This window comes from Nocardia fusca NBRC 14340, from assembly GCF_001618425.1.
Classification (GTDB): domain Bacteria; phylum Actinomycetota; class Actinomycetes; order Mycobacteriales; family Mycobacteriaceae; genus Nocardia; species Nocardia fusca.
In genome coordinates this window covers 312879-328091 of the sequence record NZ_BDCU01000029.1, presented here as the reverse complement: position 1 = coordinate 328091, position 15213 = coordinate 312879, and the positions used below count along the sequence as shown (strand labels likewise).

Annotated in this window: 13 protein-coding genes; 5 read left to right on the top strand and 8 right to left on the bottom strand. The window is 67.5% G+C overall.

What is annotated here, in order from left to right; genetic code table 11:
• Positions 1-419: 419 nt before the first annotated feature.
• The gene (locus NF4_RS18880; protein ID WP_063128673.1) at positions 420-1496 is read right to left on the bottom strand and encodes a hypothetical protein; all 1077 of its coding nucleotides are present in this window, start codon (positions 1494-1496) and stop codon (positions 420-422) included.
• A 145-nt stretch (positions 1497-1641) separates the two neighbouring features.
• Positions 1642-2571 carry a TetR-type transcription factor C-terminal domain-containing protein gene (locus tag NF4_RS18875; RefSeq protein WP_063128619.1) on the bottom strand — a complete coding sequence of 310 codons (930 nt, stop codon included), beginning with the start codon at positions 2569-2571 and terminating at the stop codon, positions 1642-1644.
• Positions 2572-2704: 133 nt separating this feature from the next.
• Between NF4_RS18875 and NF4_RS18870 the strand changes: the two genes are divergently transcribed.
• Genes NF4_RS18870 through NF4_RS18860 form a run of 3 tightly spaced genes read left to right on the top strand, consistent with a single transcriptional unit; the run spans position 2705 to position 5678 of the window.
• The gene (locus NF4_RS18870; protein ID WP_063128618.1) at positions 2705-3913 is read left to right on the top strand and encodes an acyl-CoA dehydrogenase family protein; all 1209 of its coding nucleotides are present in this window, start codon (positions 2705-2707) and stop codon (positions 3911-3913) included.
• A gap of 11 nt (positions 3914-3924) precedes the next feature.
• The gene (locus NF4_RS18865) at positions 3925-4932 is read left to right on the top strand and encodes a phosphotransferase family protein (protein ID WP_084533243.1); all 1008 of its coding nucleotides are present in this window, start codon (positions 3925-3927) and stop codon (positions 4930-4932) included.
• Positions 4929-5678, top strand: coding sequence for an SDR family NAD(P)-dependent oxidoreductase (locus NF4_RS18860; RefSeq protein ID WP_084533232.1), 750 nt, complete (start codon positions 4929-4931; stop codon positions 5676-5678). The genes NF4_RS18865 and NF4_RS18860 overlap by 4 nt, the downstream gene beginning before the upstream one ends.
• 194 nt (positions 5679-5872) lie before the next feature.
• Here the strand turns inward: NF4_RS18860 and NF4_RS18855 are convergent, their stop codons facing one another.
• The 5 genes from NF4_RS18855 to NF4_RS18835 all read right to left on the bottom strand — a co-directional run bounded on the left by NF4_RS18855 (position 5873) and on the right by NF4_RS18835 (position 12168).
• Positions 5873-7138 (bottom strand): dihydrolipoamide acetyltransferase family protein, encoded by a 1266-nt coding sequence (locus NF4_RS18855; protein WP_198165374.1) that lies wholly within the window; start codon positions 7136-7138, stop codon positions 5873-5875.
• 16 nt (positions 7139-7154) lie between these two features.
• Positions 7155-8138: an alpha-ketoacid dehydrogenase subunit beta gene (locus tag NF4_RS18850; RefSeq protein ID WP_198165379.1), complete on the bottom strand. Its 984-nt coding sequence runs from the start codon at positions 8136-8138 to the stop codon at positions 7155-7157.
• Positions 8125-9339, bottom strand: a complete 1215-nt coding sequence (gene pdhA / locus NF4_RS18845; RefSeq protein ID WP_232330545.1) for a pyruvate dehydrogenase (acetyl-transferring) E1 component subunit alpha — start codon at positions 9337-9339, stop codon at positions 8125-8127. The genes NF4_RS18850 and pdhA overlap by 14 nt, the downstream gene beginning before the upstream one ends.
• Positions 9340-9348: 9 nt before the next feature.
• The gene (lpdA, locus tag NF4_RS18840) at positions 9349-10806 is read right to left on the bottom strand and encodes a dihydrolipoyl dehydrogenase (RefSeq protein ID WP_063128614.1); all 1458 of its coding nucleotides are present in this window, start codon (positions 10804-10806) and stop codon (positions 9349-9351) included.
• A gap of 147 nt (positions 10807-10953) precedes the next feature.
• Entirely contained in the window at positions 10954-12168 is a 1215-nt protein-coding gene (locus NF4_RS18835) for a PucR family transcriptional regulator (RefSeq protein ID WP_063128613.1), read from the bottom strand.
• A gap of 112 nt (positions 12169-12280) precedes the next feature.
• On the opposite strand from NF4_RS18835, the gene NF4_RS37860 reads away from it, so the two are divergent.
• Both NF4_RS37860 and NF4_RS18830 read left to right on the top strand, forming a co-directional pair.
• Positions 12281-12433 carry a hypothetical protein gene (locus tag NF4_RS37860; RefSeq protein ID WP_157120439.1) on the top strand — a complete coding sequence of 51 codons (153 nt, stop codon included), beginning with the start codon at positions 12281-12283 and terminating at the stop codon, positions 12431-12433.
• A 168-nt stretch (positions 12434-12601) separates the two neighbouring features.
• A complete protein-coding gene (locus tag NF4_RS18830) occupies positions 12602-13942 on the top strand; it encodes a family 1 glycosylhydrolase (RefSeq protein WP_063128612.1) in 1341 nt (446 codons plus the stop codon).
• A gap of 235 nt (positions 13943-14177) precedes the next feature.
• Here NF4_RS18830 and NF4_RS18825 read toward each other — a convergent pair whose 3' ends face one another.
• Positions 14178-15212 (bottom strand): cytochrome d ubiquinol oxidase subunit II, encoded by a 1035-nt coding sequence (locus NF4_RS18825; protein WP_063128611.1) that lies wholly within the window; start codon positions 15210-15212, stop codon positions 14178-14180.
• Position 15213: the final 1 nt, after the last annotated feature.

The window sequence follows — 15213 nt, the reverse complement described above, 5'->3', positions numbered from 1 at the left end:
AGCGCGCGCGGGTCCGGACTGCATATGCCGCCGGATTGCAGGAGGGATGCAGTTCGAGGCGTGGGGGAACCCGAAGGTAGTGGTTGAAGCCGGCCTGGCGGGGTGAAGCCAAGTCTGCCAGCCAGCACGGATTTCGATCGGCTGGCCCGGCTCAGGCGTCTATCTGTCCCTTATTTGATATATAGGACGTGTTGCCTGGTGAGCGCGTGGGCGTAGTGGTCGATTCTCCCTCCGGACACAACCACTATGCCTGTCACGCGCTCCACCTGTGGTTATGGAACCGGGTAGCTGGCGGTGTCGAGTCGGATCATCGCAAAGCTGCACATCACGACACTGCTGGCCCGACAGCGCGGCAACGTCCCGGTCGTGTCGCAGTGGCCTGGGCATGGCGTTTCACCTACCGGGTCTCCCTCGGGCGCCTACGGATTCTCCTGCAGCGTGAGGCCGTAGTATTCGACGTCGTAGTCGCCGACGCGCTGGGCGTGGTCGGTCAGGCTGAGGTCCTTCGGAGAGCCGACGCCCAGGTCGCGCAGGGTGTCGACCATCATTTTCGCCAGTGCGCGGCCGTCGACCTCGCCGATGCCGAAATCTGCGGAGTGGTAGGGCGACTCGAGCCAGTGGTCCAGCGCGGCCGGGCGGGTGGTGTGCGGTATCCAACCGAAAGAGCGCGGATCGGTGATGGATTCGCCGAGTTCTTCGGTGTCGTAGACGATCTCCAGTCGTTCGCCGCAGACGAGGTGGAACACGATCGGGCCGCGGGTGCCGGGAACGAGAGCGTGGAACCCCAGATCCAAGTCGATGCTCAGGGAGTGGGTCTCGGCCGGGAGAGTATGGAGGAAAGCGCCGAGGGTGCGGGAGAAGACGTCCCAGTCGTCGGTGTGCCAGCCGCCGGGGAAACTCAAGCCTGCGTTGACGGGATCGCGGCGGGTGCCGAAGAAGCCACCGAGGGCGTTGTGCTCGCCGTGGCCCTGGCGCCAGAACCAGTTCTCCACCGGGCCCGTCGGCTGGAGCAGCAGTTCGGGGCCGTGTTCGCCGGCGCGCAGTTCCAGCGTGTTCTCCCGCTCACGCCAGCGCAGGAACGGACTGCCCCAGGTGGGCGCGGAGTCGTAGAACGGTCCGGGGTCGCCGTACGCGCCCATGATGGGGGCGCGGCCGAACTCCTCGGTCAGGGTCTCAGCGGCTGCCCGGAAGGCCTGTGCTTTCCCCGCGGCACTGCTCTCGGGCCGGGCCACCGGCACATACAGCCCCACGTACTCCTCGCCACCGTGCGCATAGTCCTTTTCGAAGCGGCCGGTGGGGCGCAGCCGGGGTGCCCCACCGGGCGCTTCCGGCTCAGGCCCCCGGAGCAACAGCGGTCCGGCATCGGTGTCTTGCCACTGCCAGCCGAGACCTTCGATCACCGTTCGCAGCGCCGGTTCGCGCCAACCGCCCGTATCCGCCGCCTTCAGCGCTCGCGCCAGCTCCTCCAGATACGTTTCGTCCCAGGCCGCCGTCATTCCGATCTCCTTCATTCCGTGCCGCATTCGTGTCATCGCACACTGCCCGCGATCACCGCGTACTCGGCAGCACCCGCGTCCCCAACCTCTCGGGTCAGTACACCCAGGACATGTGTCGAAATAAAAGGCGCCGGCCGCCGACGCCTCATCCAGCTCCCGCAGAGCTACCGATCGGGCCGGGATCGCTGGATCCACTGTTCCGCATGCCGAGTAGGCCGAGGGCGAAATCGGCGTAGTCGGTGGCGATCTGTTCGGGGGTCGCGGGTCCGTCGAGACGAAACCACTGGGGTAGCGAGGTGCACATCGTGGCGATGGCGCGGCCGGCGACTCGTTCGCGGCCGGTGGTCAGGTTTTGCTCGCGAACCGCGGTGTCGATGTCCTCGTCGAGAAGATGCTGAATTTTGTCGCGGGAAGCGATGATCCGAAGCCGGTTTTCCTCGGTGAGGCTGCGCATCTCGCTTGCTCCGATGAAGGCGAGTTCGCGGCGGTGGGTGTGGAACAGGGCGAGTGCCTCGACGACACATCCGATGCGGGCGCGCCCGGTTCCGGCCTCGCGTCGTGCCGCGCGAACTCGCCAGTGCAACTCATCCATGGTGAGGTCGAGCGCCCGCACCAAGAGCTGCTGTTTGTCGTGGTAGTGGTGGTACACGCCGGGAACGCTCATACCGGCGCGGCGCGCGATGGAACGCATGGTGGCGCCGTGGTATCCCGTTTCGACGAATGAGTCGATGGCAGCGGCGAGGACGGGGTCGATGTCCAGCGGGGGGAACTCGCGCCAGGCGCGGCGCGAGTCGCTGTCCGGTGCGGGGGTGAGGTCCCGGCGGCCACCCGTTCGCGGACTGCCGGTCGCGGGAGCATCCTGCTCCCCGATGAGCCATGACACTGTGGTGCCGAGCAGGGCGGCCAGCTCGTGCAGCCGGGGGATGGATACGCCGGTCCGACCGTTCTCGATGGCGCTGAGCGTGGCGGGGCTGACGGCGATGCGCTGCGCGACTGCCCGCAGTGAGAGCCCGGCCGCGATCCGGGCTTGCCGCGCCCGGCCGCCCACCGCGTGCCGATAATCCGAAGCGTTCATAATGTTCAGGATAGCTGAACATCATTGGTTCGTGTCGTACCGGGAATTGACAGCGTATATCGCGGTATGCGAGCCTGCGTGACAGTGAATGGCCGAGCGATCGTTCGGCACAGTGAGATGGAGGAGTGGACCTGTGGCGATCGATCTGTCCCTTCCGCCCGAGGTGCAAGCTCTGGCCGACCGCACCGGTAGGTTCATCCGTGACCATGTGCTGCCGCTCGAGGACGCACACGACGGTGATATCGCCGCGGCGGGCGGTGACCGGTTCCGCGAGCAGTTGCAGCAGGCGGCCCGCGATGCGGGCGTGTTCGCCCCACACGCCCCGGTCGAATACGGCGGTCACGGGCTGGGGATGTGCGACCGGGCGCCTGTCTTCGAGGAGGCGGGATACTCCCTGTTCGGGCCGACGGCCTTGAATATCGCCGCACCCGACGAGGGCAACGTGCACATGCTCGCCCATATCGCGAACCCGGAGCAGAAACTGCAGTACCTCGCTCCGCTCGCGCACGGTGAGGTCCGCTCGGCGTTCGCGATGACCGAGCCCGCACCCGGCGCAGGGTCGGATCCCTCGGCACTGGCCACCCGTGCGGTCCGAGCCGAGGGCGGATGGCGGATCAACGGCACCAAATACTTCATCACCGGCGCCGACGGCGCGGGCTTCTTCATCATCATGGCGCGCACCTCCGGTGAGCCCGGCCAGCGTGGCGGCGCGACAATGTTCCTGGCGCCCGCGGACACCCCGGGTATCCGGGTGGGGCGGCATCTCGACACCTTGGATCGTTCGATGGTCGGTGGCCACTGCGAGGTGTTCTTCGAAGATTTGCTTGTTCCGGAGTCGGCGGTGCTGGGGGAGGTCGATCGAGGCTTCGAATACGCGCAGGTCCGCCTCGGTCCCGCGCGGATGACCCATGTGATGCGGTGGCTCGGCGCGGCCCGTCGTGGACACGACGTGGCGGTGGCCCATGTGGCCCGGCGCCAGGGATTCGGCGCACGGCTGGGAGACCTCGGCATGGTCCAGAAGATGATCGCCGACAACGAGATCGATATCGCCGCCACCCGCGCCCTGCTGACCCGCACCTGCTGGGAACTCGATCGCGGCGAACCGGCCGCGAACGCCACCTCGATCGCGAAAACCTTCGCCGCCGAGGCGATCTTCCGGATCGTCGACCGCAGTATGCAGATGTGTGGCGGCCTCGGCGTCTCCGGTGATCTCCCCCTGGCGCGGCTCTCGCGCGAGGTGCGCCCCTTCCGGATCTACGACGGACCGTCGGAGGTTCACCGGTGGGCGATCGCCAAACGCGTGGTCGGTGCCGCCAAACGTGCACTGCGAGACAGTGAATGAAACTACCGGGCATGAACACCGCAGCACTGGAACGGTTCCTGCGGGAACAGGGCATCGATGTGCACGGTGAGTTACGAGTGGAACTGATCAGCGGCGGCCGGTCGAACCTCACCTTCGCCGCGTCCGACGACGTGTCGAAGTGGGTGGTCCGACGACCACCCGTCGCCGGGCTCACCCCTTCCGCGCACGATATGGCGCGCGAGTACACGGTGACCGACGCGCTGCAAAAATCCGCTGTACCCGTGGCGAAAACGGTCGCGTTCGACTCGGCGGGCACCACGCTCGGTGCGCCGATGACCGTCGTCGAATTCGTCGACGGAGCCGTGATCCGCGACCAGGACGACCTCGCCGCTCTCAGCGACGAGCAAGTGGACGCCGCGGTCGCCGAGTTGGTGCGGGTACTCGCCGAATTGCACGCGGTGGACCCGGCAGCGGTGGGCCTGGAGAATTTCGGCCGGCCGGAGGGGTTTCTCGCACGCCAGGTGAAACTCTGGGCGTCGCAATGGGAACGGGTCAAGACCCGGGAACTCCCCGACATCGCCACGCTGCACGCGGCGTTGTCGGAGGCGGTACCGCGAGAGTCGGCGTCCGCGATCGTGCACGGCGATTTCCGGATCGACAACACCATCCTCGACTCGTCCGGTCCCGGCCGGGTGCGGGCTGTCGTCGACTGGGAGCTGTCCACCCTCGGTGATCCACTGACCGACGCCGCGCTGATGTGTGTGTACCGTACGCCGATATTCGACCTGATCCTCGGCACCCGGGCCGCATGGACCAGCGACCGGATGCCCACCTCCGAGGCGCTCGCGCAGTCGTATGCCACAGTATCGGGACGCGACCTCGGGAACTGGGGTTTCTATCTCGCTTTGGCCAATTTCAAACTCGGCGTGATCGGTGAGGGCATCGCGCACCGGGCGCGGCAGGGCTCCGACGCCGGCTCCGACGCGGCGCGCGCAGCCGAAGCGACCCCGGAATTCATCGCGGCCGGACTACGCGCATTGAAGGAAGGCCGGAATTGACCGGAGACAACGCAAAGGTCGCGCTCGTCAGCGGCGCCACCCGCGGTATCGGCCTGGGTATCGCGGAAATGCTCGCGCGGCAGGGATATGCCCTGACGGTCACTGCGCGCGACGCCGCCCGTCTCGACACAGTCGCCGCCGACCTGCGCGCGGCCGGCGCCGCCGATATCGTTTCCGTTGCCGCGGATATGGCCGATACGGCGGGTGTGGAGCGGGTTCTCGCCCAGCACGCCGACCGCTTCGGGGCGATGTCCGCGCTCATCCTCAACGCCGGCGTCGGCACTGCCGGTGCGCTCGCCGAATCCTCGATGCGTCGCTTCGACAAAACTCTCGCCGTGAATCTGCGTGCACCGCTGCAGCTCATCCAGGGCGCGCTTCCGATGCTGCGTGCGGGTGCGGCCGCCGCGCCCGCACGGGGTGCGAAGGTGATCGCGCTGTCGTCGATCACCGGCGTGTACGCCGAGGCCGGTTTATCGGTGTACGGCGCGGCGAAAGCGGCGCTCATCTCGCTGATCGCCACTCTCAACGCCGAGGAATCGGCGAACGGCGTCACCGCCACCACGATCGCACCCGGCTACGTCGACACCGAGATGAGCGCATGGATCCACGACCGGATCCCGCCCGAGCGGATGCTCGCCGTGAACGATGTGGTCGGGATGGTCGATGCGCTGCTGCGATTGTCCTCGCGTGCCGTGGTCCCCAATATCGTGATGTCGCGGGCCGGAACCGACGGCTACCGGGCGTAGCAGCCGCCCACCTGTCACCGAGCGGCGGCAGCCGAGGCCACGTCCTCCCGCGCTCGACGACAGCCGGGAAACTCCCTCGGGCCCGTTCCCGCCGTCGGCGAGCACCCCGAATCGATCCTGAACCGGCCGGGCCTGCGCGCCGCGAGACATCCGATCCCGGGGATGGCGGAAAAGGATCGTGGAGTTCCCGGGACTCAGATCACGATTCGTAAGGGGTGTTCGAGCAGCGACTTCAGGTCGGCCAGGAACTTGGCGGCGACGGCCCCGTCGACGGCGCGGTGATCCGCGGACATGGTGACGCGCAGGGTTTTTCGGCTGACCACCTGTTCGCCGTCCAAGTGCAGTTCGTCGGTGGCCGCGCCGATGGCGAGGATCGCGGCCTCGGGTGGGTTGATCACGGCGGTGAAGTGTTCGATACCGAACATGCCCAGGTTGGAGATGGTGAAGGTGGAACCTTCCATTTCTGCGGGTCGCAGCGTGCGGTCACGCGCGCGTTCGGCCTTGTCGCGGGACTCCGCGGCGATCTCGGACACGCTCTTGCGATCGGCATCCCGGATCACCGGAACCATGAGGCCCGCCGGGGTCGCCACCGCGACACCGAGGTGCACGCCGCGGTGTCGCAACAGCTTGTCGCCGGCGAAGGAGACGTTGACGGTCGGGTTCGCCCGCAGCGTTGCGGCCACAGCCTTGACCAGCAGGTCGTTGATGCTGATCTTTCCCGCTTCCGTTTCCGCGAGAGTCGTGTTGATCCGGGCGCGCAAACCCAGCAGGTCGGTCACATCGATGGCGCTGGTCAGATAGATATGTGGCGCCTGTTGCTTGCTTTCGGTGAGGCGCTGGGCCGAGATCCGCTGGATGGTGGTGAGCGGAATTTCCTCGTGGTCGGCGGCAGCCGGGGCCGTCGGCGCGGCGGCGACCTCGGGCTCGACGGGTGCGACCACAGCCGCGGAACGACCTGCCCGGTGGGCGGCTTCGACGTCTCGACGGGTCACGCGTCCGTTGGGTCCGGTCCCGGCCACCGCGGTGAGATCGATGCCGAGCTCGCGGGCGACCTTGCGGGCCAGCGGCGAGGACTTCGTTCGTGCACCGGATTCGCCGGTGGGCGCATCGGTTTCGGAGGTCGTACCCCGGCCGTCGGGCTGTGCGCCGCGAGTCACGGGCTGCGGTGTGGAAGCGACGGAGGCGGTGGCTCGGGGCGGGGCCTGTGTGGTTGCTGCCGGTCGGCTTCCGTCGCCGACCACGGCGATCGGCTCGCCGATGGGGACGCGTGCACCTGCCTCGGCGATGATCTGTTCGAGCACGCCGTCGTCGTAGGCTTCGAGTTCCATGAGGGCTTTGTCGGTCTCGATCTCGGCGAGCACCTCGCCACGCGTCACCTGGTCGCCGACCTTCTTCAGCCAAGCAGAGATGATGCCGTCCTCCATGGTGTCCGAGAGCCGCGGCATGGTGATTTCGGGCAACGTTGTTCCTCCGGTTTCAGCGTCGGGTGCCGACGGCCGCGAGAGTTTCGAGCGCGGCGGTGTACAGCGAATCGGCGGACGGCAGAGCGAGCCGTTCCAGTGGCTTGGCGTACGGCAGCGGAACCTCGGCCATGGCCACGCGGCGTACGGGCGCGTCGAGGTAGTCGAAGGCGCCGTCGGAGATGGAGGCCGCTACCTCGGCGCCGATACCGTAGGTGAGCCAGTCGTCTTCACCGATCACAGCGCAGCCGGTCTTGCGTACGGATGCGATGAGGGTGGTGCGGTCCAGTGGGCGCAGACTGCGCAGGTCGATCACCTCGGCCGAAATTCCCTCGCCTGCCAGCCGGTCGGCGACCTGGGTGCAGACCGTCGCCATTCTCGAGTAGCCGATCAGCGTGATATCGCTGCCCGGGCGCGTGATGGCGGCTTTGCCGATCTCGGCGGCCGGCAGGCTCTCCGGCACTTCGCCCTTGGTGTTGTACAGCGAGAGGTTCTCCAGGAAGAGCACGGGATCGTCGTCGTCGATGGCGGCTTTCAGCAGTGTCCGCGCATCGGCCGGTGTGCTCGGCGCGACGACCTTCAGGCCGGGGACGAACGCGTAGTACAGCTCGATGTTCTGCGAGTGGGTCGCGCCCAGCTGCTGGCCGCCGCCGCCCGGGGTGCGGATGACCATGGGTACATTGGTCTGCCCGCCGAACATGCCATAGATCTTGGCCGCGTGATTGACGATCTGGTCCAGTGCCAGGAGCGAGAAGTTGATCGTCATCAGCTCCACCACCGGGCGCAGACCGAGCATGGCGGCCCCGATGGCCGCGCCGACGAACCCCTCCTCGGCGATCGGAGTATCGCGGACCCGTTTCGGGCCGAACTCGGCCAGCAGGCCGGCAGTGATCTTGTACGAGCCTTCGAAGATGCCGATCTCCTCTCCGATGAGGAAGACGTCTTCATCGCGCCGCATCTCCTCGCGGAGGGTTTCGCGCAGCGCTTCACGGTAGGTCATGAGAGCCACAGGGAACTCCTTGGTCAGCGAAAAGGGGGTCGGCCGGCAGGCGGCGGGAGTCTCCCGCGACCGGCGTCGCATAGGTGTAGTCGAACAGGCTCGACGGCTCCGGATGCGGACTGGCTTCCGCGAATTCCACGGCGGCAGCGACCCGTTCGGTCACCTCGTCTTCGATATCGGAGACCGACTGCTCGGTGAGTACGCCGGCGTCGAGCAACCGGTTCTGCCACAGCGCGATCGGATCGTGGTCGCGCGCGATCGAGACATCCTCGTCGGTGCGGTACTTCGCGGGATCTACTACGGAGTGTCCCTTGAGCCGGTAGCTGACCGTCTCCAGGAGCGCCGGTCGACCTTCGCGCCGAGCCGTTTCGATCAGCTCGCCCGCCACGCTTCGGACGGCCAGCACATCGGTGCCGTCGACCCGTTCGCCGCGCATACGGTAAGCGGCGGCGCGTTTCCACAGATCGGGTTCGGCGGAGGAGTTCTCGACCGTGGTGCCCATACCCGTCTGATTGTTGATCACCAGGAATACGATCGGCAGGTGCCACAGCGCGGCGATATTCAGCGACTCGTGGAACGCGCCGATATTCGTGGTGCCCTCGCCCATCTGACACACCACCACGTCGTCGCCGCCCCGATAGTCGATGGCGAGCGCGGCGCCGACGGCCAGCGGGACCTGGCCGCCGACGATGGCGTAACCGCCGAGCAAGCGCGTCGCGGTGTCGTACATATGCATCGAACCGCCCCAGCCCTTCGAGGTGCCGGTGGAACGGCCGTAGAGTTCGGCCATGACGCGGCCCGGCTCGATGCCCTTGGCCAGGGCGTAGCCGTGCTCCCGGTAGTTGGTGAACAGGTAGTCGGTGGGGCGCATCGCCGCGCCCATGCCGACGACGGTGGCTTCCTCACCCAAGTTGAGGTGGCAGTACCCGCCGATCTTCGCTTGCTGGTAGCTCTGCGCGGTGCGCTCTTCGAAGCGGCGCACGAACAACATGTCGCGGAACAGGCCGCGTAGCGTATCCGGGTCCTCGGCGGCGATCCGGGTCTCGATGGCGTCGCTCGCTCCGGGTTCGGTGGCCGGTGACCCGGTGCCGGGCGGCGGAGCTGCGGTGGTGCTGGGCTCGGCGGTCTCGGCCGGGTGGCCTGCGCCGGTCGAGCCGGTCGTCTTGCGGGCGCGCTTGTGCGGCGTGGTGCCGATCGTCACCTGGTCTCCTCAACGCTTCCGGGTCGGTGCGATGTGTACCGGCAGGCCGAGCCCGGCCAGGGCTGCCTCCATGCCGATCTCGCCGAGGGTGGGGTGGGCGTGGATTGTCTCGGTGAGCTCGTCGAGGGTCGCTTCCAGTGAAATCGCCAGTGCGCCCTCGGCAATGAGATCGCTGGCCGACGGGCCGATGATGTGTACGCCGAGAACTTCCTTGTGCCGTGCCCCGGCGACGATCTTCGCGAAGCCCTCGGTGTCGCCGAAGGTCTTGGCCCGGCCCAGCGCCTCGAACGGGAACTTGGCGGTGATCACGTCGTGGCCGGCGGCGCGGGCGGCGTCTTCGGTGAGGCCGACGCCGGCGATCTCGGGATGGGTGAAGGTCGCGGCCGGGATCACGGTGTAGTCGATGTGCGCATCGTGCCCGGCGATCACGTCGGCCGCGGTCAGGCCCTGATGGGAGGCCACGTGCGCGAGCAGCGCCTTGCCGGTGACATCCCCGATCGCCCAGACATGCTCGACGTTCGTACGCAGCCGGTCGTCGACTCGGATGAAACCGCGCGCGTCCGTCTCGATGCCCGCGGCATCCAGTCCGAGTTGGCCGGTGTTCGGACGGCGGCCCACGCCTACCAGCACCACATCGGCATCGAGGTCGCGCCCCTTCGGGCCGTCGACGCTCACCCGCAGCCGTTCCCCGGCCTGCGTGACGGCCGCGACGGTCGATCCGGTCAACACGGTGATACCGCGTTTGCCGAACGACCGGCCCAGCGCGATGCCGATCTCGGCGTCCTCCAAGGGGACCAGGCGATCTTGCCTCTCCACCACGGTGACTTCGCTACCGAAGGTCGCGAACAGGGCGGCCCATTCCACACCCACCGCGCTGCCCCCGATGACGACCAGCCGATCGGGGATCTCGGTCAGCCCGAATGCGCCGTCGGAGGTGATGACGCCGGGAAGATCAGCGCCGGGAACAGGTAGCCGCGCCGGGACCGAGCCGGTCGCGATGAGCACATCGGTCGCATTGATCGTGCGAGCCGAGTCGGCGGCCGCGTCGGCGGCATAGCGGGGCCCGCCGGGGAAAACCGGTGACCCGCCGACCTCGAACACCTCGACGGTGGTCGGTCCCGTGAGCCGCGCATGTCCCTCGATAACGGTGACCCCGTTCGTCTTCAGAAGTCCTGCCACCCCCTCGGTGAGTTCCCCGACGATGGCGTCCCGGCGCGCGCGCACCGCGGCGAAGTCGACGCGAATGCCATCGGTGTGCACACCGAAATCGGCTGCGTCGCGAATCGTCTGGAGGACCTCGGCGGACCGCAGCATGGCCTTCGTGGGGATACAACCCCAGTTCAGGCACACACCACCAGGGCGCTCCTTCTCGACCAGGCCGACGCGCAGGCCGCGTTGGGCGGCGCGGATGGCCGCCACGTACCCGCCGGGGCCGCCACCGACCACGAGCAGATCGAATTCCGGCACTTGTGGTGCTCCTCATCCTCGAACCATCGACCCGCTTCCGGTTGCGGTGTGGGTCGTCCAGTCGAGTCTTGTGGGCACCAGGTGCACAAACAATGACCTCGATGTCCAGATATGTGTGGTCCTGATTGGGCGCTGAGCCCAATCGGGCTAGCGGGTGTGGTCTTTGTCGCGGGCCGTCGCGCCGAGCTCGAGCGCGGTCAACGCCAGGGAGAACTCCAGGTAGGCGCGCTGACCCTCCAGCGGGCGGCCCAGCAGCGTGGCGATGCGCTGCAGGCGGTTGATCACGGTGTTCCGATGGCAGTGCAGCCGGGGCGCGGCATTGGCGGCGGAGCAGCTCTCGGCCAGCCAGACGGCCAGCGTGCGCAACAGAATCTCCCGTTCCTTCGCCGGCAATTCGAGGACCGGGCCCAGGGTGCGAGCGATCAGCAACTCGGTCAGATCGGGTGAACGCAGCAACAGGGCTTCGGGATAGTGCTCGTCGAGCGAGATGAATACCCCCGCGGCATCCTCGGGCAGGGTATCGAGTGCGAGCACCGCCAAGCTGTGTGCGGTGCTGATCGCGGCCATTCCGGCAACCGCGGGGGAGACGGCTGCCCGTCCACGCACCTTGGGGCGAAGCTGTTGCAGCACGGGCTCGGTGGCGTGACCGTCGAGCGCTACCAGGCCGACTGTGGAATCCGCTCGTTCATGCCAGGCCGAGCGGACTCCGAGCGAATTCAGTGCCGTTTCCGACCCCGTATGCAAAGGATGCGAGTCCCCCCGGGCCACTACCACCAGGTAGTCGCCGTGGATGGGCAGGTTCAGTTCGCGGGCGGCGCGGGCGGCGAACAGCGAATCTCGTGCCTGGCCCGCGAGTACGTCCTCGATCAGACTGTGCCGACGGCGTTCGTCCCGCCGTACACGGTCCATCTCGGTGCTGCGGTACGAGGTGACCAGTGCCGAGGACATCCTGTCGATGACCGCCCACATGGCCGTGCCGGTCTCTCTGAATTCGGCGGGCGGCACCTCACCGGCCCTGTCGAGCAGCGCTTCCCAGACGATGCGTCCACCCAGCCTGAAGGTGCGCAGCATGGCCTCCAGCGGTACGCCCTGCTCAGCGCGCTGTTTGCCGATGGTCGCGGCCACATCGTCCTGGTCGGTGCACTCTGTCCCGCCGCCCAGCAAGTCCAGGACCCGCGTCAGGAACCGCCGGCAGCCGTCGAGCAGATCCGCGTGCGTCACCGCCGAGTAGTCGGTCCATTCGGGGTTGTCGGTGAAGATGGCCGCCAGCAACCGCTGTGTGAGTTCGGGAATCACGCTACGGCAGGCCGCGGCGAGTTCCGACGAGCTCACCACCTGCCCGAACTCCTTTTCTGCCGCCACGCGGGCCACGCTACGCTGCGGCAATTCGCCGGACGCAGGAGGCCGGGGGCGACCGGCTCGCGAGAATACGGACGCGCCGAGAACACGCGCCGGATGACTTCGGGCCGGGCGTATGGCGGAGGCCATCGACCATTTCGAGCAGAACTTCGCGGACGCCGAGCGGCTCGGGGCACCCGACTACTCACAGGCTGTGATCGCACGCGACAATCTCGCTGCGGTACGCACGGTGGATGGCGGGGTCTCGACGAATCACAACGACCGGTGAGATGGATACCGGGGCACCTACCACCACGCCGCCGTTCTGTCGGGAACACGCCGGTGCGCCATGGGTTCCCACCCGCACTCGGGTCGGGGAGGCCGGTCGCCGCCCGTCATATCCGCGGGATCGGCGTTTCTGTGCCGAGCCGGTGCTCGCCGGGATTACCCTGAGGCGATGCGTCCACGGCTCCGTCGGTACTGGGTAGCTTCACTCACGGTTCTTGTTTCGACCGTATTGTTCTGTGCGCACGCCGCCGCCGCGCCGCAATCCGCCGCCGGGCTACCACGATTGGACGGCGGGTTCCTCTGGGGCGTGGCATCCTCCGGGTTCCAGGCCGAAGGCCATGCGCCCGACAGCAACTGGAGTCGGTATATCGCGGCGAACCCCGCCTATGACCGCCTCGGGAATTCGGTGGATTTCTACGACCGCTTCGAGTCCGATATCCGCCTTGCCGCGGACCTGGGCGTCCGGGTGTTCCGGGTCGGGGTGGAATGGGCACGGCTGCAGCCGGCACCGGGGGTCTGGGACGAGCAGGCTTTCCGCTTCTACGACTCGGTGGTCGCGAGCATTGCCCGGGCCGGTATGCGACCCATGATCACCCTCGACCATTGGGTGTATCCGGGTTGGATCGCCGACCGGGGCGGCTGGCGCAGCCCGACCATCGTCGAGGACTGGCTGGCGAATATGCGTGCCGTCGTCGACCGTTACGCCGCGCAGGATCCGCTGTGGGTCACCGTGAACGAACCCGTCGCCTATATCGCCCACGAGACCGGTCGCGGCAACGCCGACGCCGCTCAGATGCTGGACCGGATCGCGGAGGCGCACAACAGAATCTACGACCATATCCACCACGTCCGGCCGAACGCTCAGGTGACCAGCAATGTCGGCTACGTCGCCGGCGCCGAGGACCGGATCAACGGCGCCCTCGTCGACCGTATCGCCGCCCGCCTCGACTACGTCGGAATCGACTACTACTGGGGATACGACGCGGCACGGACGATCATCGAATACCTCGGCGGCGCCGTCGGATCCGCGGTCCCGCCCGGACCGCCGATCTGGGAGCTTCCGATCCGTCCGGAAGGGATCTACTTCGCCCTCCGGCACTATGCCGACCGCTTCCCGGGTAAACCTCTCTACATTGTCGAAAACGGGATGGCCACCGACAACGGACATCCACGCGCCGACGGCTTCACTCGCAGTGCCCATCTCCAGGACACCGTCTACTGGATCCAGCGCGCCGAGGCCGACGGTATCAACGTGATGGGCTACAACTATTGGAGTCTCACCGACAACTACGAATGGGGCAGCTTCCGTCCCCGGTTCGGCCTCTACACCGTCGACACCATCACCGACCCGAGTCTCACTCGCCGCCCGACCGACGCTGTCGCCACGTACAGCCGGACCATCGCCGAAGGTGGCGTGCCCGGCGACTATCGACCCACCCGCGGCGTGTCACCCTGCTTTCTCATCGACCCCCCGGCCAGCTGCCTACGCCCCGTTGCCGCCGTACCCTGATGGCATACGAGCTTTGCTGTTACGGGACACCTCGCGAGGTCACGCGGTGATATCGGCTCGGCCGCTCCGGGGCGGCCGGTGAGGAGAAGCTCTCATAGGCCTGGCTCGCGGCGATGATCTCCGCGGGCTTCGACGCGCAGCGGGGCGTGGCCGATCGTCGGGATGCGCCGCTGCCGTCGCGGAACAGACCCCCGCACGCGGCAAACCGTGAGAAGACCCGAAGGCGAATGACTCGTCACGGTTCGCTTTTCCCGCGGGCAGGAGTGGCCTCCTCACGAACCCAGGCGTCGGACTGGGTGAGCCAGAAGAGGTAGGTGAGTGCCGGCAACACAGTCACTGCCGCGATACCCACGACTGCGAGTAGAGCGAGCAGGGTGGCACGGGCTCCCGCGGCGTCGGAGATCAGCATTTCGTCGACCAGCATCCACGGCGTCTGGGCAACGGCCCATCCGATGACGATCGCCGCGACGGCGACCAGCGCGAAAACCCTTGCCCACCCGAACCGGCGGCGGAACACCAACACCAGGGCGAGGGCACCGGCCGCCGCGGACAGCACGATCAGGGGCAGCGCCCGCCCGAGCAATTCGTCGCCGAGGGTCGGTGCGTCGCGCCGGATCGGTGTGATCGCCGCGATCGCGATCGCACCGGTCACGCCACCGACTACCAAAGTGCGGGGCCGCAGGAATTCTGCGAGCCCGCGGTCCCCGGACCTCGCGGCATCGGCAGTGAGAAACACTCCGGCCAGAAACGCCGAGGTTCCCACTGCCAGGGTGCCGCCGACCAGCGAGGTCGGGTTCACCCAGGAGCTCACCCGGTCGCCGTATCCCTGCGCCGGTACACGGCCAGAGGCGATCGCGCCGACGACCGTCCCGAAGAAGAACGGGGTGATCAGGGACGACCCGGCGAACAATGCGCCGAACAGGCGTGCCTGGGTCATCGTCGCGGAGTACTTACGAAACGCGAAGTTGGCCCCGCGCAATACGATGCCCAGCAGGGCGAGGCTCATCGGAATGAACAGAGTCGTCATGATGGCCGCGAAGGCCGCGGGATAGGCGGTCCACAGGAAGACCAGTATGTAGATCAGCCACACATGGTTGGCTTCCCATACCGGACCGATGCTGTGGTCGATCAGCACCCGCAGGCGACCGCCACGTCGCGGCCCGCCCGCGGTCAGGTCCCAGAAACCGGACCCGAAGTCCGCGCCCGCGAACAGCGCGTACAACACCACCCCGGTGAACATCGCGGTCGCCACGGCATCCGACAGGTCCATC